Annotated in this window: 23 protein-coding genes and 1 pseudogene; 17 read left to right on the top strand and 7 right to left on the bottom strand. The window is 34.8% G+C overall.

The annotated features are described in order from the left end of the window. Positions 1-638 precede the first annotated feature (638 nt). Positions 639-2,690 carry a helix-turn-helix domain-containing protein gene (locus P700755_RS01675; protein ID WP_015023020.1) on the bottom strand — a complete coding sequence of 684 codons (2,052 nt, stop codon included), beginning with the start codon at positions 2,688-2,690 and terminating at the stop codon, positions 639-641. 235 nt (positions 2,691-2,925) lie between these two features. On the opposite strand from P700755_RS01675, the gene P700755_RS01670 reads away from it, so the two are divergent. The 7 genes and pseudogenes from P700755_RS01670 to P700755_RS01645 all read left to right on the top strand — a co-directional run bounded on the left by P700755_RS01670 (position 2,926) and on the right by P700755_RS01645 (position 6,746). Further along, complete coding sequence (locus P700755_RS01670) at positions 2,926-3,525, top strand: ankyrin repeat domain-containing protein (protein WP_015023019.1); 600 nt, start codon at positions 2,926-2,928, stop codon at positions 3,523-3,525. Positions 3,526-3,578: 53 nt separating this feature from the next. Then, positions 3,579-4,709 (top strand): acyltransferase family protein, encoded by a 1,131-nt coding sequence (locus P700755_RS01665; protein ID WP_015023018.1) that lies wholly within the window; start codon positions 3,579-3,581, stop codon positions 4,707-4,709. Continuing rightward, on the top strand, positions 4,693-5,400 hold the full coding sequence (locus P700755_RS01660; protein ID WP_015023017.1) for a hypothetical protein: 708 nt from the start codon (positions 4,693-4,695) through the stop codon (positions 5,398-5,400). The genes P700755_RS01665 and P700755_RS01660 overlap by 17 nt, the downstream gene beginning before the upstream one ends. 28 nt (positions 5,401-5,428) lie before the next feature. Next, entirely contained in the window at positions 5,429-5,746 is a 318-nt protein-coding gene (locus tag P700755_RS01655) for a hypothetical protein (RefSeq protein WP_041758107.1), read from the top strand. Next, positions 5,695-5,898 (top strand): annotated as a pseudogene (locus P700755_RS19660) (hypothetical protein); the annotation flags it as partial. The gene P700755_RS01655 and the pseudogene P700755_RS19660, both read left to right, overlap by 52 nt. A 31-nt stretch (positions 5,899-5,929) precedes the next feature. Next, positions 5,930-6,139, top strand: a complete 210-nt coding sequence (locus P700755_RS01650) for a hypothetical protein (RefSeq protein WP_015023016.1) — start codon at positions 5,930-5,932, stop codon at positions 6,137-6,139. Further along, the gene (locus tag P700755_RS01645; protein WP_015023015.1) at positions 6,129-6,746 is read left to right on the top strand and encodes a Smr/MutS family protein; all 618 of its coding nucleotides are present in this window, start codon (positions 6,129-6,131) and stop codon (positions 6,744-6,746) included. Before P700755_RS01650 ends, P700755_RS01645 begins: the two co-directional genes overlap by 11 nt. A gap of 6 nt (positions 6,747-6,752) precedes the next feature. Here P700755_RS01645 and P700755_RS01640 read toward each other — a convergent pair whose 3' ends face one another. After that, the gene (locus P700755_RS01640) at positions 6,753-7,670 is read right to left on the bottom strand and encodes a T9SS type A sorting domain-containing protein (protein WP_015023014.1); all 918 of its coding nucleotides are present in this window, start codon (positions 7,668-7,670) and stop codon (positions 6,753-6,755) included. 751 nt (positions 7,671-8,421) lie between these two features. Here P700755_RS01640 and P700755_RS01635 point away from each other — a divergent pair. Further along, positions 8,422-9,357, top strand: a complete 936-nt coding sequence (locus tag P700755_RS01635; protein WP_015023013.1) for a peptidylprolyl isomerase — start codon at positions 8,422-8,424, stop codon at positions 9,355-9,357. Between the two features lie 59 nt (positions 9,358-9,416). Here P700755_RS01635 and P700755_RS01630 read toward each other — a convergent pair whose 3' ends face one another. Beyond that, positions 9,417-10,856, bottom strand: coding sequence for an L-serine ammonia-lyase (locus P700755_RS01630; protein ID WP_015023012.1), 1,440 nt, complete (start codon positions 10,854-10,856; stop codon positions 9,417-9,419). Between the two features lie 189 nt (positions 10,857-11,045). Between P700755_RS01630 and dnaK the strand changes: the two genes are divergently transcribed. Further along, complete coding sequence (dnaK, locus tag P700755_RS01625) at positions 11,046-12,956, top strand: molecular chaperone DnaK (RefSeq protein ID WP_015023011.1); 1,911 nt, start codon at positions 11,046-11,048, stop codon at positions 12,954-12,956. 50 nt (positions 12,957-13,006) lie between these two features. Here dnaK and P700755_RS01620 read toward each other — a convergent pair whose 3' ends face one another. Continuing rightward, positions 13,007-14,242 (bottom strand): Nramp family divalent metal transporter, encoded by a 1,236-nt coding sequence (locus tag P700755_RS01620; protein ID WP_015023010.1) that lies wholly within the window; start codon positions 14,240-14,242, stop codon positions 13,007-13,009. A 137-nt stretch (positions 14,243-14,379) separates the two neighbouring features. Here P700755_RS01620 and pyrR point away from each other — a divergent pair, with 137 nt between their 5' ends. Genes pyrR through P700755_RS01580 form a run of 8 tightly spaced genes read left to right on the top strand, consistent with a single transcriptional unit; the run spans position 14,380 to position 21,265 of the window. Further along, positions 14,380-14,919, top strand: a complete 540-nt coding sequence (pyrR, locus tag P700755_RS01615) for a bifunctional pyr operon transcriptional regulator/uracil phosphoribosyltransferase PyrR (RefSeq protein ID WP_015023009.1) — start codon at positions 14,380-14,382, stop codon at positions 14,917-14,919. An 8-nt stretch (positions 14,920-14,927) separates the two neighbouring features. Beyond that, positions 14,928-15,866 carry an aspartate carbamoyltransferase catalytic subunit gene (locus tag P700755_RS01610; RefSeq protein WP_015023008.1) on the top strand — a complete coding sequence of 313 codons (939 nt, stop codon included), beginning with the start codon at positions 14,928-14,930 and terminating at the stop codon, positions 15,864-15,866. Further along, a complete protein-coding gene (locus P700755_RS01605) occupies positions 15,856-16,188 on the top strand; it encodes a hypothetical protein (protein WP_015023007.1) in 333 nt (110 codons plus the stop codon). Before P700755_RS01610 ends, P700755_RS01605 begins: the two co-directional genes overlap by 11 nt. Positions 16,189-16,192: 4 nt before the next feature. Beyond that, complete coding sequence (locus P700755_RS01600) at positions 16,193-17,101, top strand: ribonuclease Z (RefSeq protein WP_041758564.1); 909 nt, start codon at positions 16,193-16,195, stop codon at positions 17,099-17,101. Positions 17,102-17,158: 57 nt separating this feature from the next. Then, positions 17,159-17,806: a pyridoxamine 5'-phosphate oxidase gene (gene pdxH, locus P700755_RS01595; protein ID WP_015023005.1), complete on the top strand. Its 648-nt coding sequence runs from the start codon at positions 17,159-17,161 to the stop codon at positions 17,804-17,806. Between the two features lies 1 nt (position 17,807). Then, complete coding sequence (locus P700755_RS01590) at positions 17,808-18,293, top strand: SixA phosphatase family protein (protein WP_015023004.1); 486 nt, start codon at positions 17,808-17,810, stop codon at positions 18,291-18,293. Continuing rightward, a complete protein-coding gene (gene ppk1, locus P700755_RS01585; protein WP_015023003.1) occupies positions 18,293-20,362 on the top strand; it encodes a polyphosphate kinase 1 in 2,070 nt (689 codons plus the stop codon). The genes P700755_RS01590 and ppk1 overlap by 1 nt, the downstream gene beginning before the upstream one ends. 9 nt (positions 20,363-20,371) lie before the next feature. Further along, positions 20,372-21,265 carry a Ppx/GppA phosphatase family protein gene (locus P700755_RS01580; RefSeq protein WP_015023002.1) on the top strand — a complete coding sequence of 298 codons (894 nt, stop codon included), beginning with the start codon at positions 20,372-20,374 and terminating at the stop codon, positions 21,263-21,265. Between the two features lie 149 nt (positions 21,266-21,414). Here P700755_RS01580 and P700755_RS01575 read toward each other — a convergent pair whose 3' ends face one another. The 3 genes from P700755_RS01575 to P700755_RS01565 are packed head-to-tail and all read right to left on the bottom strand — an operon-like array spanning position 21,415 to position 23,632. Further along, positions 21,415-21,933, bottom strand: a complete 519-nt coding sequence (locus P700755_RS01575) for a DUF4136 domain-containing protein (RefSeq protein WP_015023001.1) — start codon at positions 21,931-21,933, stop codon at positions 21,415-21,417. 54 nt (positions 21,934-21,987) lie between these two features. Further along, a complete protein-coding gene (gene purE / locus P700755_RS01570) occupies positions 21,988-22,467 on the bottom strand; it encodes a 5-(carboxyamino)imidazole ribonucleotide mutase (RefSeq protein WP_015023000.1) in 480 nt (159 codons plus the stop codon). A 4-nt stretch (positions 22,468-22,471) separates the two neighbouring features. Beyond that, positions 22,472-23,632: a 5-(carboxyamino)imidazole ribonucleotide synthase gene (locus P700755_RS01565; RefSeq protein WP_015022999.1), complete on the bottom strand. Its 1,161-nt coding sequence runs from the start codon at positions 23,630-23,632 to the stop codon at positions 22,472-22,474. Positions 23,633-23,681: the final 49 nt, after the last annotated feature.

Genomic DNA, 23,681 nt, shown 5'->3' with positions numbered 1-23,681 from the left:
GTGTAAAAGTAAAATTTGATGCAGAAAATTAGGATAAAATCACTAATTTTTTAAGCGATTATTTCTAGGACAATAGGAGGGAAGGAGTTGATTTTTTAATCAGTACTAACGAAAGGCATTTAGAGACCATTTATAGTTTACTCGGTTTTAGCATCAGAATGATAAATATGATTTTATAATTTATACAGCACATCATTTGTTTATAAATAGCTCCACCCTCATAATCATCCATAATTAAAAATGTACTATTAAATTATTGTCTTATGTAACTTGAGCCTTGCTCACAAGATTTATATTTTATAGCATGGAGTTCATGAATCTTCTTTTCTCGATTTGGAAAAAAGCGAAAGTTATTCTACAGTTTATTAAAAAAATTTATCCTACAGTTTCTTCACGATATTAATGAAACCGAAGAAAGAGATTATACGCTAGCCAAACTTATTCTGGGTTCACAAGCACCTATTTATAAAATAAAAAAGGTTCAGGGTAAACACTCTTTTTATGAAGCTAAAATAGGAGAGCAATGGAAATCGAAGAATAAGATGCACGACTTTATTATTAAATAAAACAGGCAGAAGTGCTGTGCTTTGGATGGCTAATCAAATAAAAGTTTAGTGGAATATTTATCGTTTACTTGATTAAATCAGTCCTTTCACTTCAAGCGACTTTCTCAAGTTCAACTGATTTTCCCAAAAGCGGTCTTTGATCTTTTGCATGACTTGCTCAAACTCTGGATGGTTTTTCAAAGGTTTAATTAACGGGTCAATTTCCATGAAGACCAAAAACCAGTACTTGTAATTATCTTGTGTTGCGAATACCTTGAGCTGATCTATTGCTTGGTCATTTTCACCCTCTTGGACGTACTTTGTAACCAGACTAGCACTCTTGTAGATGGATTGATCTGTTTCGCAAAATTCAGCGTATGCACTAAAAAATTTGGCAGCTTGTGTGTCCAAGCCCATCTTTTTATAAACCATACCGATTTTTATGTCTTCGTGGGGATAAATATCTAATCCGTAGGTTTCTTTTGCTTTAATAAATTTCTCAAAGTAAAAAAAGGCCCTGTTATAATTCTCTTGGTAATAATGAAAATTAGCGACGTCCTGTAAGATATCCAAGCGGGTAGTATCATTTTGCCACTCTCGCTCTAATAACTTTGTAGCGGTTTCGATATTACTGTCCTTAGCAAATAAGATCAGCGTTTTTAAATACGGAGCATAGTAATTCTTAGGATCGTAGGTTAGAGATTTATTGATGTATGTCATCGCCTCATTTACAAAACCGTTTTCGATGAGTGCATTACCAAGACCCAAATAAATATAGCTCTGTGTGACAGAATCATTAGCAACATTAAGCTGCACTCCTTTTAGGGCATACTCTAGGTACTTGTTCGTATTGGGAATCAAACGAAAATAGAAATCCGCAAGCATTTGCACTGCTAGAGATGAATTTGGATTATAGTTCAAGGCCTTCTCAAGATGTGGCAAGGCTAATTGGTACTCTTTTATTTGTATGTAATAAAAAGCCTTGGCGATCAGACTTGCGTCGGATTTTGAATCATAAAGTAAGGCCTTATCGGCATAACTATTAATCTTATCGGTATACTGTTTTTCGATATGGTCCATTTCAAGAAGATAGTATGAGATAGCGATATTGGCAAAAGCCAGTGCGAACTCAGGGTCTTGTTCAATCGCTTTTTCAAATAATCCAATGGCCTTTTCAAGGCCTTTATCTGTTCGCATTAGAAATGGGTCAAGTGCCTGTAAATAGTAGTCATAAGCGATCAGGTTTTCGGTTGGTTTTTTCTCGATTTGTTCCAATTCAGCTGGCGTCACAGTGGCCTCAATAGCAGATGCTATTTTCTTAGCCACTTCATTCTGAAGCGCAAATACATCTCTCACTTCACGACTATATTGTTCCACCCAAATCGGTCGATCATTTGACGCGTCAATTAATTGGATATTGAGCAACACTTGATCTCCGACGCGCTGGCCACTGCCTTCTACCAAGTAATTTACATTGAGCTCCTTAGCTATTTCTTGAATATCCTTATTCGAATGTCTATATTTCTCTACCGAGGTTCTACTAATAACGCGTAAGTCACCAATTTTCTGTAACTTGTTCAAAGCAGACTCCATGAGCCCATTAACGAAATATAGGTTCAAAGAATCGCTGCTTTCATTTTTAAAAGGCAACACCGCAATAGATTTTTCAATTTCATTAGTAACTGTACTTTCCTTATGAAGTAGCAAAACGGATATAAGAATTACGATTAAAGACAACGCTGTAAGCATCTGCCACTTGTATCTGCTCAAAACATTGACCTCAATAGCGCTATTTTCATCAACCAAGATTCCTTTTCCTACCTCTCCTGGCGGATGTCCATAATACTCTCGAAAGCATTTAATAAAATAGGATGTACTTCCAAAACCTACTTGGTATGAAATCTCAGAAATAGTCCATTTGTGCTGCTCCAACATTTCCATACTTTTTATAAGGCGCACTTTATTAATAAATTGACTCGGAGAAAGTTGTGTTTCCTTTTTAATTTTTCTGAGCAGATTAGAACGACTCATATTCATCATTTCTGCCAATCCAGAAACTCCGAATTGCTCATTGGAGATATTCTCCAGAACAATGGTATTTGCCTGATTAATAAAGTCTGATTCAGTGATTGATGTGCTTGACATGCAGTTTTTGATTAGTCTAAATTAGACAAAATTATTCAGATACGGGTTATAAGATTACAGGCATAATTATTTAAAAAGACAATTTTTGCATCATAATTTATATCCTTGCGCCATAGTTTTTATCTCGACCTCAAACTTGATACCTGTTGCTACATAGCTCATAGGTAAGGTCTCCACACTTCCCCCATCTTTGCACAACAAAAAAAAATAATATTAAATATTAAAAACAAAAATCATGAAAACACACAAAATTAATTCCTTTAAAACAGGATTAACTCTCTCTTTAGGTATCTTTTTATTATTGAGTTCTTGCGCTGAATCAGGCAAGAATGATAAGACTCCCACGGAAAATAATGCTAAAGCCAAAACAATAGTAGCTGTACCAAAAATTGACCTCCAAACAGCAATTATGTCCAACAACCTCAAAATGGTTAAACAACATATAAAAGCGGGAACTGATATTAATAAGAAAGATCAAATGAGTGGGGCGACACCTCTGATCTCGGCTGTGACCTTTGGCAAAACTAGTATTGTTAAAGTATTAATTGCTGCTAAAACAGATTTGTCCTTTAAAAATAACGATGGCGCAACAGCCTTGCACGTTGCTGCATTCTTTTGTCACGTCGAAATCGTACAACTGCTTATTGCTGCCAAAGCAGATAAGACCCTAAAAAACAATTTTGGTATGACACCAAGGGAAAGTGTGATGGGTCCATTCGCAGAGATAAAACCTTTCTATGAAATGCTTCAACAACAATTGGGACCATTTGGTTTGGAATTTGATTTAAACGAGATAGAAAAAACGCGTCCTGTGATAGCTATGATGCTACAATAGTTAAAAATTGATTTTATATACAGACTTTAATTATTTTAAAAAACAGTACTAAAATGACATCAGAAAGAAGACACGATATCGATTGGTTGCGAGTGATTGCCATTGGTTTATTATTAATCTACCACATCGCCATCATTTTTCAACCTTGGGCCATGTTTATTGGCTTTATAAAGAGTGACGAACCAGTAGTCGCTTTATGGACACCCATGACCATGTTAAACGTTTGGCGAATTCCACTTTTATTCTTCGTATCAGGAATGGGGCTTTATTTCGCCATGCGAAAACGAAACTGGAAACAATTGCTTTTGGAACGGACAAAACGAATCTTATTGCCCTTTACTTTTGGTATAATAGCCATTACCCCATTGCATCTATTTATTTTTCAGAAATACTATCATATGCCCTTGGGATATTATCCACATCAAGGTCATTTATGGTTCTTAGGAAACATCTTTGTGTATGTACTCTTACTTTTACCACTCTATTATTATCTGAAAAAGCATGAGAACGGTAAAATCAAAAGAGTACTATCGGTTGTAATGAGCCATCCTAGCGGACCTATGTTGATATCCTTATTTTTTGTCCTTGAAGTTTTGCTGGTAAAGCCGCAGCTGTTTGCATTGTATGCCCAGACTTGGCATGGCTTTTTTAATGGGTTTTTGGCTTTCTTTTTCGGTTTTCTTGTAGTGTATAGTGGTAAACCGTTTTGGCAAACCGTTTTAAAATGGAGATGGTTGAATACTAGCTTAGCGATTATTATGTATGGGATTAGATTAGGATTATTTGAATTTGAAGCGCCTGGGTACCTCATGGCTATTGAGTCTAATTGTTGGATATTTGGAGTTTTCGGTTTTGGTTATAAGTACTTAAACAAACCCAGTAAAACTTTAAGCTACTTAAGCCAAGCAGCCTATCCGGTGTACATTATTCACATGTTTGTACTCTATACCGTTGCCCTGTTTATATTACCGTTGGATCTGCCTATTATGCTAAAATTTATAGCTATCGTAACTTTTACTGGTTTAGCCTGCTACCTCATTTACGAATTCATCATTAGAAGGATTGGTTTCTTAAGACCTTTATTTGGTCTGAAATGGGAATTCAACAAATTAGAATATAATAGCACCTCTAAAAAAGAGGTGTTGAACATAAAAAAGCCATTGGATTATGAAAAAAATTTTTAGAACTATAAGAAAAGACCTCATAGTGGAGAACAAGTTTGGAAAGTATCTAGCCTATGCCATTGGAGAAATAATTCTTGTAATTATTGGAATCCTTATTGCGTTAGCAATTAATGAGCAATCGAAAAATAAAAACAATTTAGCGTTACGAGATGTATATATTATTCAGTTAAATGATGAAGCAGATCGCAACATTAAACAATTAACCGAGTATGAAAATGAAGCAATTAAAATGCTTAAAGAGCTAGACACGTTGTTTCAATTATTAGAAAACAAAGAATACGATAATCCTAAATTATCATTAAAATCATTCGTACTCCTTGCCTCTAATAAATTTTACCCAATAATGATCACCTATGAAAATTTAAAGTTTTCTGGCGACCTAAAATTGTTTGACGATTTAAACTTACGTAATTCTATATCTGAAACATACGAAACATTCCACCCTATAGAAAGGTTTGAATCTTTGGATCATCAAGGAATCGCAGCATTTTATGAAAATTTTTTGATGCCAAATGTAAGATTTAGGTTTATGGGCATGTCTTCAGAAAATTATGGGAAGGAGGTATATTTTGAAAACATGGTTTTATCGAGATTGGTTACAATAAAACAAAATCAAGATGCTTATGCCAATTCAATTAAATCCTTAAAGAAATTTAAAAACACATTAACCATAATAGGTAACAATAATTAGAAACAACTGCCAGAAAAATTATAAGATTATGAAGAAACAAACACAGCAAATACTCAGAATAGTATTTATTATGGCAAGCCTAGCCTCATTATATTTCGTACCCTGGATTTTAGTAAAAGCATGGATATTACCTTTACCAGATACGGTTCAAGAGCAAGTGGATAAGTCATTAAGTTATGGTTTTGATGGTGTCATTGTTTATGTTGACGAAGCAGGCAAGCCACCAGCATTTTATACAGCGGGTTGGCATAACCGAGAACATAAAATCCCTGCCAATCCTAATGCTTTATTCAAAATTTACAAGACATCAACAGTGACTATGAAGCTAAGCGTTATAATAATATGACTCTAGATCTATTGACGCTTCATGAAGCTAGACCTAAGCTATTTCAGCATTGGTTAAAGCAAAATAATAAATTGGGAGGCCAGCATAAAATTCCGAGATTATCCAATGATCGGCAATACCTAGAGGAATTGTTGTCTCTAAACAGAAATTGAACTTATCTTTGATTTTTAAAAATCTTTAAACATGATCAATACTAAAAGACAAGCTATTTATACAGCTTTTATTATTATTGGAGCAGGTCTTCTTATCTTCGATCTTATCGATACGGATGATAATGTATTTATAAAAATTGGAGGCTTGGTTATTCTCATGGTGGGTTTATATAATTCGACCAAGCAGTGGACAAGAGACAACCCTAAAGATAACGAAGAATCTTCTGAAGATGAGCAATAGAAATTTTAGGATAGGAGATAGTGTAGAACTTCTCGACGATAACGTGTCTGGTATTGTTATAAAAGTAGAAGGCCATGAAGTTACTTTTGAAACCTCTGATGGCTTCGAAATGAAAGTTCCATTTTCGTTAGTGATAAAGATTGAAGGTGACTTGGATATTGATATGGGAGACGATAGTTTAATTCAAAAACTGAATGCTGATCTCAACCGAAAACCAAAGAAACCCTCTCAAAAACCTAAAAGACAACAGCCAGCGATGGAAGTAGATCTTCATATTCATAACTTGGTCGATAGATCTGGACACCTTTCTAATTTTGAAATGCTAAATATTCAACTAGAACACACTCGAAAGAAAATCGAATTTGCTCTCGAAAAGAGAATAAAACGCATTGTTTTTATTCATGGCGTTGGGCAAGGTGTTCTAAAAGCAGAATTACACACTCTTTTTAGACGGTATGACCAGGTTGAATTTTACGATGCAGATTACCAAAAATACGGTTTAGGAGCTACTGAGATCTATATTTACGATAATCGAGAAGAGTTCAAAACACATTCAATAAATAAAAGGATATTACTGAATAAAAACATGCTATTTAACCTGAATTAAAGATTTTTATTGTTTCAAAATTTTAAATGTTTCTGTTGTTTTTTGATTTTTCACTTTTACAAAATAAACACCTCGACCTAAGTTTACTAAGTTGATTCCATTTTTAATTTCAGAAAATGTTTTTACTAACTTACCTTCCATATTAAAGATTTCGACTTCGTTTATTGTAATCTGCTTCGGATTTTCAAAATACAAACGTTCCTGTACTGGGTTTGGAAACAGTGAAATTGAATAGAAGCTCTCAAAATCATCCGTACTTAACGTGCAATTTGAAGTGAAACTGTATGAAGTATAGAAATCATTAAAATTTATTGTCCAAGTATCGTAAGGAGGATTATTATTATTATTTGCTGCAACTGGATCATTAACTTGAATGCAAAAATTATGGGTCAAATCATAGTCTGTAAATAAATTCAATGTCAAATTTTCATAATCAAAATTGGGATTATCTAGAATTATGGAATTGATATAAACATTTCCCAAGTCAACATATTCTAAATCTTGGAGATTACCCAGATTTAAACTTTCAATAGCTATAGTGTAGCCGACATCTATAGATTCCTTGTTAATATAGATTTCCCTCAAGTTAAGATTTGAATTTAGTATATTTTCATCGTCTATATTCCAATTAATTGGTTGTTCTCCTAAATTTAGAATTTCTAATGCTGTAAAATCTGAAATTCCAGTAATATCTAAATCAGAATAATCAGGGTCATTAAATGAATCAACGGATAGATCTAATTCTGTTACATTCACAATATCAGCGGTCAAAACTTGACCATTGACTATGCCGTCGCTATCAATACCGAGATCAATAAGTGCTTGTTCAAAATTTTCATCAGGAATTTTTGTTGTTTGTGAATATCCAAAATGTATACAAATAAAGATAATTCCGAACATAATAATTAATTTACTGTAATACATATTTTTTATTTTTTAATAAGTTGTTTAGAATCTATAATTTTACCTCCATGTATATTAAAGAAATGATATAAACTCCATTTACCATACCCTTTGTGCTAATTTTGATATTATACCAAATTAGACCTATAATGACGCAATAAATCTTTTCTTTTTCGCCTGCTTTTCATCTAAAATAATTACCGTAGCTAAGGCTATGCTAGTTATTTTTGATTTCAATCAATCAAAAAATAATTCAATTTATTCATACGGCATTATAAATATAATTTGGTATTAGAGCTATTTTCAGTTAATAAATGAGTATTGACGTTAAAACCTAAATAATTTGAAAGATTATGAATACTACAGGAATTATTATTGTCATTTAAGTTCAATGCAGGATTATCATCTGTACCACAATAATCAACTTGAGCATAAATTATGTTTATTCAAAATAAAAATAAAGTAAATTTTATTCACAATCAATACATTAAGAATAATTCTTAGATATAAAATTAAAACAATATTCACTTTTAATTAATTTTTTTTTAAAAATTTAAATTTTATCTGAAATGTTTATTACATATTTTGTACATACCTCATAAAAATTCACATTTTAAAAATAAAATAGATACCAAATTCTACATTTATTTAACCAGTATTCTAAATTATATTTTATCTGAAGCTATTTATTTCTAATACTGAATTACTACTTAATTTGACAATAGCCACATCTAAATAAGATTTAATCTTAAATTTGCAAAAAAAGTAAGTTATGGAAAATGGAATATATGCTCATTTTAATACGAGCAAAGGTAAAATTATAGTTCAGTTGACCTTTGAAAAAACTCCCGGCACCGTCGGGAATTTTATAGGATTAGCAGAAGGAAAGATAAAAAATACAGCAAAAGACTTAGGAACCCCTTATTATAATGATTTGAAGTTTCATAGAGTCATAGAGAACTTTATGGTACAAGGTGGAGATCCTAGGGGCAACGGTACTGGAGGTCCAGGTTATCAATTTGATGATGAAATTCATCCCGAATTAAAACACGACCGAGCTGGAGTTTTGTCCATGGCAAACGCAGGTCCTGGAACCAATGGGAGTCAGTTTTTTATCACTCATGGTCCTACGGGTTGGTTAGATGGTAAGCATACAGTTTTTGGCTATGTGTTAGAGGGGCAAGATGTCGTGGATAGCATAGAGATGAAGGATGCTTTAAACTCTGTAGAGATAGAACGCGTTGGTGATGAAGCCAAAGCTTTTGACGCTTTGGAAAGTTTTGAAGATTTTAAGGATTCAAAAAATGTAAAAGAAGCTAAGCAAAACGCTGAGCATGAAGAACAATTAGAAACTATTTCAAAGGGATTTCAAAAGACTAAAAGCGGTTTGCGTTACCAAATTATTAATGAAGGAAGTGGCCCACACCCTAAAAAAGGTCAAAACATAAGTGTTCATTATAAAGGAAGCTTGGTCAATGGTAATGTGTTTGATTCTTCTTATAAGAGAAAAGAGCCAATTGAGTTTCCAGTAGGAGCGGGGCATGTTATTGAAGGATGGGATGAAGGTTTATTGTTGCTGAAAGAAGGGACGAAAGCTCAATTCGTAATCCCACCAAACCTAGCCTACGGTGACCAGGAAGTAGGGGGAGTTATTCCGGCTAATTCTATCTTGATTTTTGACTTGGAATTGATGAAGGTTAAATCTTAATAAGAGATACTTATAAACTAAAAACCCCTTTTGAATTGAGATTCAAAAGGGGTTTTTAATTAGCAGTCACTCATATTTACTTGTATAGCCAATCCACCTTCGGAGGTTTCTTTGTATTTGGAGGTCATATCTTGAGCCGTCTCCCACATGGTTGCAATGACTTTGTCCATAGGAACTTTAGCCTTTGAAGCGTCAGATTCCATTGCGATTTCTGCAGCGTTGATCGCTTTTATAGCTCCCATTGCGTTGCGCTCAATACATGGGATTTGAACAAGTCCAGCAATAGGATCGCAGGTAAGACCCAAGTGGTGCTCCATAGCTATTTCACTGGCCATTAGAACTTGTTCTGGAGATCCGCCCATCAATTCTGTAAGGGCTCCAGCTGCCATAGAGGAAGACACACCAATTTCTGCTTGACAACCACCCATAGCCGCAGAAATAGTGGCTCCTTTTTTAAATAAACTTCCTATTTCGCCTGCAACAAGCATAAAGCGTTTAAGGTCTTCAAAAGTAGCATCGTGGTTTTCGATAACCATATAATACATCATAACGGCAGGCATAGTTCCAGAACTGCCGTTGGTTGGTGCTGTCACAACTCTTCCCAAAGAAGCATTAACTTCGTTTACAGAAATGGCGAAGCAACTTACCCACTGCAGGATTTGCCTAAATTTGACTTCTTTAGTTCGAATAGTCTCTAACCATTCTTGTGGTGTGCTGTAAGTTTCAAACTTATCTGCTAGTAAATTCTTGTTCATCTTAGCAGCTCTTCTATTTACATTTAGTCCTCCAGGCAAAGTGCCTTCTGTATGACAACCTATGTACATCGATTCCAACATGGTTTCCCATATCTTCTGAAGACCAGAGTCTATTTCGAGTTCACTTCTCAAAGACTTTTCATTTTCTAGAACAATTTCAGAAATGATTTTTTTCTCAGCCTTGCAGTGTTCCATCAGCTTTAAAGCGGAGTCTATTTGGAAGGGGAAATTTTTAAGTTCTTCGTTCTTTTGCTTTGCATTTTCTCTATCTTCCTTTACAACAAAGCCTCCACCAATAGAATAAAACGTGGATTCAACAGTTTTACCATTTTTTAAAGTTCCTAGGTATGTAATTCCATTAGGATGAAATTCTTTAAATGATTTTAAGAACACTATATCGTTATTGAAATCGAAGTTGATAAAGCGTGTTTTGTTAAAATTTAAATTTCCATCCTTCTTTATCCTGTCAATTTCAACGTCTATCAGGTTGATATCCATAGTTACAGGATCATGACCACAAAGGCCAAGTGTGGCAGCAATATCTGTAGCATGGCCCTTGCCAGTTAAGGACAGAGAACCATATAAGTGAATTTCTATTTTCTCAATTTCATCTATAAGTCCATCCTTTTTCAATTCATCTATCCATCGTTGAGAGGCACGCCACGGTCCAAGTGTATGAGAACTCGAGGGCCCAATGCCTATTTTCAACATATCAAAAACGCTAATACATTCAATTTTCTTCATTTCTTTTAAGCTTTGTTTATCGATCTACAAATATTCAAGTTTTTTTCGAGATTAAATTCATAATTCTTCAAAATGTGTAGAAAGAAAAGCCATTATTGAATATGACAGTATGTCATAGGTGTTTTGATGGCATAATGATTGACTTTTTGTAAATGAAATCAATTTTTAAGAATATTAAAATATTTAATTATGAGTAAGATTATAGGAATAGATTTAGGAACAACCAATTCATGTGTTTCCGTAATGGAAGGTAATGAGCCAACTGTTATTCCTAATGCTGAAGGTAAAAGAACAACTCCATCTGTAATTGCTTTCGTAGAAGATGGTGAAATTAAAGTTGGTGATCCTGCAAAACGACAGGCAGTCACTAACCCAGAAAAAACGATAGCTTCTATCAAAAGATTTATGGGAAACAAATTCTCAGAATCTACAAAAGAAATAAAAAGAGTCCCTTACAAAGTGGTGAAGGGTGAAAATGATACTGCTCGTGTAGATATCGACGGTAGAATGTATACACCTCAGGAGCTTTCGGCAATGATACTTCAAAAAATGAAGAAAACTGCTGAAGACTATTTAGGTCATGAGGTTACCGAAGCTGTCATTACAGTGCCTGCTTATTTCAACGATTCTCAAAGACAAGCGACTAAAGAAGCTGGAGAGATTGCTGGGTTAAAAGTAAGCAGAATTATAAACGAGCCTACAGCTGCAGCTTTGGCTTACGGTTTGGATAAAAAGGATAAAGATCAAAAAATTGCAGTATTTGACTTTGGTGGAGGTACACATGATGTTTCTGTCCTTGAATTAGGTGATGGCGTATTTGAAGTATTAGCAACAGATGGTGACACGCATTTAGGTGGTGATGATGTAGATGAAGTGATTATTGATTGGTTAGCTGAAGAATTTATCAAAGATGAAAACATAGATCTTAGAAATGATGCTATGGCTTTACAGAGATTGAAAGAAGCTGCTGAGAAAGCTAAAATTGAATTATCTTCTTCTAGTTCAACTGAAATTAATCTTCCTTATGTCACTGCTACTCAAAGCGGACCAAAACACTTGGTAAGAACTTTTTCTAGATCAAAATTTGAGCAATTGATTTCTGGTTTGGTTAAAAGAACCATTACTCCATGTGAAAAAGCGCTTAAAGCTGCAGGTTTAAACAAAAGCGATATTGACGAAATCATCTTAGTTGGTGGTTCTACTCGTATTCCTGCTGTTCAAAAAGCTGTTGAAGACTTTTTTGGTAAGAAACCAAGTAAAGGTGTAAATCCAGATGAGGTTGTTGCTATAGGTGCAGGTATCCAAGGTGGTGTGTTAACAGGAGATGTAAAAGATGTATTGCTATTGGATGTGACTCCATTATCTTTAGGTATTGAAACTATGGGTGGTGTGATGACCAAGTTAATTGAATCTAATACAACGATTCCTTCTAAAAAATCTCAGGTTTTTTCTACCGCTCAAGACAATCAACCAAGTGTAGAAATACATGCTCTACAGGGTGAGCGTCCAATGGCACAAGACAATAATACTATTGGTAGATTTCACTTAGACGGTATACCACCAGCAAAACGTGGAACTCCTCAAATTGAAGTTACTTTTGACATTGATGCCAATGGTATTATTAAAGTAAGCGCTACAGATAAAGCAACTGGTAAGTCTCAAGACATCAGAATTGAAGCGTCTTCTGGATTGACTGAAGAGGAAATCAAAAAGATGAAGCAAGAAGCAGAAGTTAATGCTGAAGCAGATAAGAAGACTAAAGAAAAAGTAGATAAGCTCAATGAAGCTGATGCTATGATTTTCCAAACTGAAAGCCAAATGAGTGAATTTGGAGATAAAATTTCAGCCGATAATAAAAAGCCTGTTGAAGATGCTTTAGAAGAGCTAAAAGCAGCATACGAAACTAAAGAACTAGAGACAATTACTCCAGCTTTAGATAAATTAAATGAAGCTTGGAAAACAGCTTCCGAAGAAATGTATAAAGCACAAGCTGATTCTCAAAAAGGTGGAGGAGCTCAACAACCAGATAAAGATGCTGGTGATGACAAAAAAGCCGAAGACAGCGATGTTGAAGATGTAGATTTCGAAGAAGTGAAATAAAATAGATTCACATTAATGGTACTAAAACCGCTCAATTTTGAGCGGTTTTTTTATGATAAAAATTTAAAAACTAGATATCCTAAGCCAAAACAAACTAAAAAGAACAAACAAATTCTAGAAAACAGTATATAGTTAGGGCTAATTTTAATAAGATTTTTGTTTTTATTCTGAATAATCAATTTCAAATTAAACCAAGCTAAAACTGGAGATGCTAAAAATGATAATCCGGCCGCAAAATCTACCAAAACTGTAAAAGTGCTATTCAAAAAATAAAGAATTATAAGCGCTATCATCGGTATGATGAATATAAAGACATGGTAAGCATTGAATTTTTTCTGAGTTTGTTTTTCGCTTTGTACCAATTTTGACATCACTCTTGGAAAGGCATCGGTTACCGTTAAGGTGGTACTGAACATCGTGATAAAAGCAATAAATGCAATTAAAATTCTACTCCATTCTCCTAGAGTTTGAGTGTACATTTCTATTAATTGTGCAGAAAAAGTCACACTAGCAGATGCAAATTTTATGTCGCTGCTATTCATTAACAAAAGTCCCATCAGAAAGAATAAGACACCTAGAAAAGTTGCTGACATATAACCAATATTAAAATCTAAACTTGCTTCTCTAGAATTTGGCTGGTATTTGGTTTGAAGGGTTTTTTCTCTTGCCCATAAGGAATGCCACACCGCTGCATCTATAGGAATTGGCATCCATCCCATCAATGCAATGATGAAACCAATACCACTAAGGGTCCATAATTCGGAAGATTTATTGAAACTGATGGTTGAAAAATCAACTTGAAAGCCAGCAATGATAACAGAAAAAAGCGTTGAAATGGTTAAAAGACTTATGACAATTTTCATCAATAAATCCAATCTTTTATACTTTCCTATAAGTAGAATCAGAATGCAGAATATCAACAATACTAGACACCAAGTAAAATTTGACCAACCAAAACCAAACAAATATTCAGCTAAACCAGCAGAAACAATTGTTACAGCGGCTTGGATAATAAACATAGTGAAAATGGTGATTAACGCAAAAACAACGACGTAAGATCGCCCAAGAGTTCTGTAGCCCTCTATTAAATTTTTTCCAGTGGAGGAGACATATCTTGATCCAAATTCCAAAAAAGGATATTTGGTAAGACAAGCAATCAAAATTGCAAAAATTAAAACTACGCCATAATCAGCACCTGCTCTTGTAGCTTGAACCAAATGTGAAACCCCGATAGCTGCGCCTGCCAATAAAAAACCTGGTCCGATGTATTTAAGTAGAGCTTTCAAATGGAGTTCTAAATTTTGACAATCTTATTACTATTTTTTCAAAATGTCACAATTTCATTAGTTAAATCATAAAGTGAAATTACTTTTTATCATTACAGCTTATTTTAATTACTTTTGCGTCACTAAACAAAATCGGGATGAGTCAAAAATTGCTTCTTAGCGGAAAAGAAATCAACATTATTCTTCAACGCTTAGCTTGTCAGTTAGTCGAAAACCACAAAGATTTTCAAAATTCAGCCCTCATAGGCATTCAGCCTAGAGGAAGTTTCTTAGCACAGAGATTATATCATATCCTAGACAAAGATTATGGATTGAATGCCTTAAAATTCGGTAAACTCGATATTACCTTTTATAGAGACGATTTTAGAAGAGGCGATAAGATGCTAAAAGCTAATGAAACTGAAATTGATTTTATTGTCGAAAATAAAAATGTCGTCTTGATAGATGATGTTCTTTTTACAGGACGAAGTATTCGCTCCGCTTTAACTGCACTACAATCTTTTGGTAGACCTTCAAAAATTGAATTGCTTACTCTTATCGATAGACGATTTAGCCGGCACCTTCCCATTCAGCCAGATTATAATGGCAGAAAGGTAGACGCCATTAATGATGAACATGTGAAAGTGTGTTGGAAAGAAAATGACGGAGAAGATGCCATTTATCTTATGAATAACTAAAGCCAATTATGAAAGAACTTAGTGTTTCAAATTTACTAGGAATAAAATATCTTACCACTGAAGATCTTCACCTTATTTTTGAAACTGCGGATCAGTTTAAAGAAATCATCAATAGACCGATTAAAAAAGTTCCGAGTTTAAGAGATATCACAATTGCTAATCTATTTTTTGAAAATAGTACCCGTACGCGTTTGTCTTTTGAATTGGCAGAAAAGCGATTGAGTGCAGACATTATTAACTTTTCTGCCTCCTCTTCCTCAGTAACAAAAGGGGAAACCTTGGTGGATACAGTCAATAATATTTTGGCTATGAAGGTAGATATGGTCGTCATGCGTCATCCTAACCCTGGAGCTGGAGTTTTCCTTTCAAAGCATATTGGGGCGAGTATTATCAATGCAGGTGATGGAGCTCATGAGCATCCTACACAAGCTCTTTTAGATGTCTATTCAATTCGAGAAAAATACGGTGATGTAAAAGGAAAGAAAATCGTGATTATTGGAGATATCATGCATTCTCGAGTCGCCTTGAGCAATATATTTGCTTTAAAAAAATTGGGGGCTAAAGTAAAAGTTTGCGGTCCTAATTCGCTTATTCCAAAGCATATTGAAAGCTTAGGGGTTGAGGTTGAATACAACCTTGCAGCTGCTCTAGAGTGGTGTGAAATTGCTAATATGCTTAGAGTACAGCATGAACGAATGGAACATTCTTATTTTCCTAGTACCAGAGAATATGTTCAGCAATATGGAGTTAACAAAGCTCTTCTCGATACTCTTAGCAAACCTATCACGATTATGCATCCTGGCCCTATTAATAGAGGCGTTGAGATTACTAGTGATGTAGCCGATTCTGAACATTCCATAATCCTTAATCAAGTAGAAAACGGTGTCGCTATTCGGATGGCAGTCATGTATCTATTAGCTTCAAAAATTAAGCAATATGAAAACTGAAGAAAAAGATAATTATACCATACTTAGAGATGAAAAAGAGGATGTCAATGACTTTGCTGAGTTCTTAACTGAAATACAAGATCGGTTCAAAGATAAAAACATCGTTACGGACATCACCAAGTATGGAGAGCTCACTTTAGAAGAGCTTCTTATGTTTTTAAAATTATCGATTACTCATCGAAAAGGAAAAAAATCCTTTGTGATTGTTAATGATACTATCAACATAGATTTAGTTCCAGAGGAGATACATGTCGTTCCAACTCTGCAAGAAGCCGAGGACCTCATTGGTTTAGAAGAGCTCGAAAGAGATTTAGGCTTTTAAGATGATGCAACTCACCATTTTAGGTTGCCATTCTGCTACCCCTAGAGCAAATGCTCATCCCACAGCTCAAATTCTTGATATAAATGGGGAGCTTATGCTCATTGATTGTGGGGAAGGAACACAAGTTCAACTCCGTAAGCAAAAAGTAAAATTTTCTCGCTTGAGCCATATTTTTATCTCTCATTTACATGGAGATCATTATTTCGGTCTCATAGGACTTCTATCTACCTTCAGTTTATTAAGTAGAACTGCAGAACTTCATATTCATGCTCCCAAAGGTTTGGAGGAGATTCTAAAGTTACAGTTTAAAGCCAGTCATTCTTATATGTCTTACCCCTTAATTTTCCATACTCTATCGTCTTCAAAGTCTGAAATGATTTTGGATAATGAGAAATTGACAGTAGAAACCATTCCATTAGACCATAGAATTTATACCAATGGATTTCTATTTAAGGCTAAAGTTGGCGACCGTAAACTTCTCATCGACAAAGTTCTTGATCTAAATATCGATAAGGCTTATTATAAAAGTATCGTCAAGGGTAAAGATGTCGAAACCAAAGATGGAGAGTTGATAAACAATAAAGATATAACTGAAGATCCCAAACCTGTGCTTAGCTATGCCTTTTGCAGCGATACGGCTTTTAAACCAAATATAGTTCCTCAAATTACAGGTGTGAGCTTGCTATATCATGAATCTACTTTTCTTGAGGAGCAGGAACACTTGTGCAACAAGACCAAACACTCCACTGCAAAACAGGCGGGGATTATTGCACAAAAAGCACAAGTTCACAAATTAATTTTAGGTCATTTTTCGGCGCGTTATAAAGATTTATCTCTCTTTGAAAAAGAGGCTAAAGTGGTTTTTGATAATGCTGAAAACGCGGAAACCGGAAAAATATTCAGGTACGATTAGCAGGAATCTTTTATGAATTACATTGTTTCTCATCCATTAATTTTTTAATTTGCTAGCATGGACAACAATTTACACGATTACAGAAAATCTTACGAAAAATCGAGTTTGGATAGAGGAAATTTAAATCAAAATCCACTACAGCAGTTTAGATCATGGTTCAACGATGTTGAAAAATCAGGCGGTTCAGATGAGACAAATGCTATGACTGTTTCTACAATTGGAGCAGACGATTTTCCGAAAAGCCGAATCGTACTTTTAAAGTATTACGATGAAAATGGCTTTGTATTCTATACCAATTACGAGAGTGAAAAGGGCAAAGCCTTGATTGATAATCCTAAGACTTGCTTATCTTTTTTTTGGCCAAATATGGAACGACAAGTCATTATAAAAGGTTTGGCGGAAAAGCTTCCAGACATTGTTTCAGACAATTACTTTGCATCAAGACCTAAAGGGAGTCAACTTGGTGCTCTGGTATCCAATCAAAGTGAGATAATCGAAAATAGAGAAGTTTTGGAAAATGAACTAAAATCCCTTGAAGACAAATACCAAAATAAAGAAGTCCCAAGACCAAAAAGTTGGGGAGGCTTTTTAGTGAGACCACAGAGTATGGAATTTTGGCAAGGTCGACCTAATCGACTTCACGACAGATTCAGGTTTACTCTAATTGATGATTTAGATTGGAAGATTGAACGTTTAGCTCCGTAATATGAAAAGAATAATTTTTGTAAGGCACGGAAAATCATCTTGGGATTCTCCTGTAGAAGATAGGCAAAGGCCTTTATCAAGCCGTGCATTTAAAGATGCAGAACATGTTATTTCTGCTTTTAAAAGTTATAAAGATTTTCCTGTCGAGGTCTTTACGAGTGATGCTAAAAGAGCATTAACTACTGCGGAACTCTTCAAAAAAGAGTTACACATAACAGAGAATCACTTTCATATCAAACCCGAGCTCTATACTTTCAATGCAAACGATGTTTTAAAGTTTATAAGTAAGAGAAGTGATGAAGTTGAAACTATAATGCTCTTCGGCCATAATCCAGCCTATACTGAGCTTGTTAATACTTTGGGAAGTTTACCTATACAAAACTTGCCTACAACGGGTCTTGTAAGTATCCTTTTTGAAATTGATTCATGGAAGAAAGTCCAGTCAGGGCAAACCAATTTATACTTATTTCCAAAACATTTGAGATAATGCATCACAATAGATACGATAATAGAGAATTAAGTTGGTTGAAATTCAATCAGCGAGTGTTACAAGAAGCAGCAGACCCATCCGTTCCCTTAATTGAACGACTCCGATTTCTTGGGATTTTCTCTAATAATCTAGATGAATTTTTTAAAGTACGCTATGCCACTGTAAAGCGAATAGATCTAGCTGGTAAATCAGGTAAGAAAGTTTTGGGCGGCTTTAATGCTGGTAGACTGCTAAAAGAAATCACACAAATTGTGATCAAAAATCAAGCAGAAAGCTTAGATATTTTGGCCTCTATCCAGCATCAACTTAAGGACCATGATATCTTTATCATCGACGAAACAGAAGTCACACTGGATCAAGCTGAATTTTTAAAAGAATTTTTCTTAGAAAAAGTGAGTCCAGCCCTAGTCACAATAATGTTGAATGATATTGACAAAGTTCCAAATTTGACAGATTTAAAAGCTTATTTAGCTGTGAAAATGGTTCAGTTTCAAAAAGACAGGTTGTCAAATAGATATATTTTAATAGAGATTCCGTCGAGTGTAGAACGCTTTGTTGTAATTCCTTCTGACGACGGAAAGAAGTATGTTATTCTTTTGGATGATTTAATTCGATTTAACCTCAATGTCATTTTCAATATTTTCGATTATACCAGTATCTCTGCGCATATGATTAAAATTACAAGGGATGCTGAGTTGGATCTTGAAGGGGATTTGAGCAAAAGCTATATAGAAAAGCTTATGGATAGTGTAAAGGATAGGCTAGAGGGCGACCCAGTTCGATTTTTGTATGATAAAGAAATTGAACAAGATACTTTGGACTTTTTATTGAATAAAATGGAAATTGAGACTACCGATAGTCTAATTCCTGGAGGAAAGTACCATAATCGAAGAGATTACATGAATTTTCCAGACCTTGGTGCTACCCATTTATTGTACGATAGAATAGTACCTCTTCCAATTCCTGGACTTGAAATCCAGGGGAGTTTATTGGAAAAAATTTCTAAAAAGGATTTCTTGCAATACACTCCTTATCAAACTTTTTCTTATACCGTCAAATTTTTAAGAGAGGCCGCACTAGATCCTAAAGTAAAGTCAATAAAGATTACAATTTATCGATTGGCATCTGTTTCTCATATAGCGAGTTCCTTGATAAATGCGGTTAAAAATGGAAAACGAGTTACCGTTTCTATCGAGCTTCAAGCCCGTTTTGATGAAGCCAATAACATAAAGTATGCAGAGAAAATGGAAAGAGAAGGCGTTAAGCTCATTTTTGGGGTAACGGGTCTTAAAGTACATTGCAAAACCTGTATTATTGAACGCTTAGAAAATCGGAAAATAAAATATTATGGTTTTATAAGTACGGGGAATTTTAATGAGAAAACAGCAAAGGTTTATACAGATTATACTTTGTTTACTGCACACCAAGGGATTCTAAAAGATATCATCAAGGTTTTCGATTTCTTTGAAGTGAATTATAAAATTAAAAAATACAAGCACCTTATTGTTTCGCCTCACTACACGAGGACAGAATTTTCAATTTTGATTGATCAAGAAATTCAAAATCAACAAGAAGGAAAAAAATCTGGGATTTCTATTAAAATGAATAGTTTATCAGATTACGGAATGATCGATAAACTTTATGAGGCTAGTAGAGCTGGTGTAAAAATCAAATTGATTATAAGAGGAATAAACTGCCTTATCCCTCAAGTGTCAGGTATGAGCGATAACATTGAATCTATAAGTATCGTTGATAAATTTTTGGAGCATCCTAGACTTTATATTTTTGAGAATGATAATAACCCAGTGGTATTCATCTCTTCTGCAGACTGGATGACTAGAAACATAGACCATAGAGTCGAGGTGACTTGCCCTATTTACGATAATGACATTAAACAAGAACTGATAGAGACCTTTAATATTTCTTGGAAGGATAATGTAAAAGCAAGGGATTTCTCTTCTAATAGAGAAAACGCTTATAGGCCAAAGTCTGGACCAGATTTTAGAAGTCAATTTGAAACTTACTCGTATTATAAAAATAAACTGCAAGCCGCAGAAACTAAATAGTAATCGTATATGCTTTCGATAAAAAAATTTGCAGCCATCGACATTGGATCTAATGCCGTTAGGCTTTTAATTTCTACCATCACTGAACCAGATAATAAACCAGTAACTTTCAAAAAAACATCATTAGTCAGAGTGCCTATAAGGCTTGGTCAAGATGTGTTTACAAAAGCCTATATCTCAGATGAAAACAGCCAACGGGTAGTAGATACCATGAAAGCTTTTGGTTTATTGATGAAATCTCATAAAATTGAAGACTATAGGGCTTGCGCAACTTCTGCAATGAGAGATGCGAAAAATGGTGAAGCTATGGTAAACTTAATCTCTAAAGAGGCCAACATCGATATTGAAATAATTGATGGAAGTGATGAAGCCTTTATTATTGCGGCCTCAGACTTGCATACTTTAGTCGGTAACAATAAAACTTATCTGTATGTTGATGTGGGTGGAGGAAGTACAGAATTTACTTTGTTTTCTCACGGGAAAATCATCGATTCTAGGTCATTTAAACTAGGGACAGTTCGTATTCTAAACAATACTATAAATGATGATGTCTGGGAGGAAGCGGAGGCTTGGGTAAGGTTTATTACCAAACCGTATTCTAGAATTGAAATGGTGGGATCTGGTGGAAATATCAATAACATTTTTAAATCCAGCAATAAAAAGCTAGGAAACCCCTTGTCCTATCTCTACTTAAGTTCTTACTACCAACTTTTAAACTCTTTGACCTATGAAGAGCGAATTTCGGAGTTGAGCTTAAACGAAGATCGAGCAGATGTGATCATACCTGCGACAAAGATTTATTTATCAGCAATGAAATGGAGTAGATCGAAATCTGTACATGTGCCTAAGATTGGTCTTGTCGATGGAATTATAAAATCTCTGTATAACAACTCAAAGTCTTAAGCCTATTGTTTTGAAAAATGAGTTCTTAGGCTTTTGAAGAAAAAGCAAAAGATAAAATGCAACATTTGAAGGATAGGTTGGTATAAGGCTGATTTAAAAAACCAGCGGGGTCCTTATAGGGTTTACTTAAATCTCTATAAGTTGATAAATTATTTTTCTGATTCTGGTGGATACTTTTGAAGTATTTCGCTAACAAGGCTTTGAATAAATTTCTCCCTAGCTTTACCTTTTAAATTTTCCTTAAAGCGTGCTTCTACGACTCCTTGCCAAAATAAACTATTGGTTAATCCATCTGCAAATTCTACAGTCAGAGCAATGGTTCGTTTAGAGTTTTGTGGAGAGACCGTAGTTCCTATTCCACCAGCATAACCTCCAATGCCTATTCCAAAATTGCTATTTGAAGTTTGATTAAATACCTCAGCGAAGAAATTGATTTTGAAGTCTGGAATAAGCTTTTCTTCAAAACCTTTACCAACTAGACTATCTACTAGAGTGACGTAAACCCGGTCTTCATCTAAAGGCGATAGGCCAGAATTTTCTATAGCATAAAAATTAAAATTTTTGTATTCTTCAAAATTGGTTTCTGCGGCATAGTCGGTAAATACCTTTGGTGCGTTACATGAAATCATTAAAAGGATAATTAATAATAGGCTAAAGCTGACTCTCATGTTTTTAAATATTTAGTTTTTTGTTTGTTAACCGACTTCTTTTTTACCTTAATACTAAAGATCATCTCTCATTTCCTGAACCTTTACTGTGAGTTGATTCATATAATTTAATATTTTTTCTTGGATACTTTGATCCTTCACTCCTAGGATTTGAGCGGCTAATATACCTGCATTTTTTGCCCCATTAAGTGCGACTGTAGCCACTGGAACGCCATTAGGCATTTGCAGAATGGAAAGAATAGAGTCCCACCCATCTATGGAGTTGCTCGATTTTACAGGCACACCTATTACGGGAAGCGGCGTTAAAGAAGCTACCATGCCTGGTAAATGAGCAGCGCCACCGGCCCCGGCAATAATAACATCTATTCCTCTATGGTGAGCTTGTTTTCCAAATTCCATCATAAGTTCAGGTGTTCGGTGAGCGGATATGATATCGACTTCTATTTCAATCTTAAAGTCTTTTAAAATATCAATAGCCCCCTGCATAACAGGAAGATCACTTTTACTTCCCATGATAATAGCAACTTTACCCATAGCTTTAGTGTTTAGAAATAACTTTAATTGTGGATTTGACGTGTTCGGCAATTTTTCGAGCTTCTTTTATATCGCTATGGATAATGTTGACATGTCCCATTTTTCGGAAAGGGCGTGTCTGTTTTTTACCATAAATATGAGGAATTACCCCTGGCATATCCATAATGGTTTGGATGCCTTGGTAAACCACATCTCCAGTGTGGTTTTCTTCACCAACTAAATTGACCATAACCGAGTTGGTTTTACTGGAAGTCTCTCCTAAAGGTAAATCGAGGATTGCTCTTAAGTGTTGTTCAAATTGATTTGTATAACTGCCTTCAATGCTAAAATGACCACTATTGTGTGGTCTTGGAGCAACTTCGTTAACAATGATATCATCGTCTTGAGTTAGAAACATTTCTATGGCCAACAAGCCTACATGTTCAAATCTATTGGATACTAATTGTGCTAAATTTCTTGCTTTCTCAGCAATAGAAGGCTCTATTCTTGCTGGGCAAAGCACATATTCCACTTGGTTGGTATCGGGGTTAAACTCCATCTCCACCACCGGATAAGTTTTGATATTTCCAGAGACATTTCTTGCTACTATAATAGCGATTTCAGTTTTGAAATCTACCAACTCTTCAGTAAGACATTCACCATTGGGCAAAGCCTCTAGATTTTTTTCAGATTTAATAACACTTACTCCTTTTCCATCATAACCTCCTGTACTGCTTTTCCAAACAAAGGGGAATTTGACTTTTCCCTCAGAAACATCTTTTTTCAAAGCCTCTAGAGATGGATAAGTCGTAAAATCTGCTGTAGGTATTTGGTTGGCTTTATAAAATTCCTTTTGTACAGATTTGTTTTGAATTTTATTTAGAGTAGCAGCAGAGGGGTATACTTTTACCCCGGAAGCCTCTAGGTCTTCTAAGGCTTTGACATTTACAAATTCAATTTCAAAAGTCAGTACGTCAACTTGTTTTCCAAATTCCATGACACGGTCGTAATCCATAAGATCACCAGTCTCAAAATGGTTACAAGCAATTTTTGAGGGTGCCTCTGGGTTTGGATCCATAACATAGGTTTGGATATCAAGTTTTCTAGTGTCGTACAGCATCATTTTACCTAGCTGTCCTCCACCTAAAATACCAAGTTTAAAGTCGGATGAGAAGTAATGTGTCATGACACAAAAATAAGAGAATTACTTACTGTGGTGAGTGCTTTTCCAAAAA

The organism is Psychroflexus torquis ATCC 700755 (assembly GCF_000153485.2).
Lineage (GTDB): Bacteria > Bacteroidota > Bacteroidia > Flavobacteriales > Flavobacteriaceae > Psychroflexus > Psychroflexus torquis.
The sequence above is the reverse complement of the archived record's forward strand: the minus strand, read 5'-3'. Positions and strand labels throughout refer to the sequence as shown.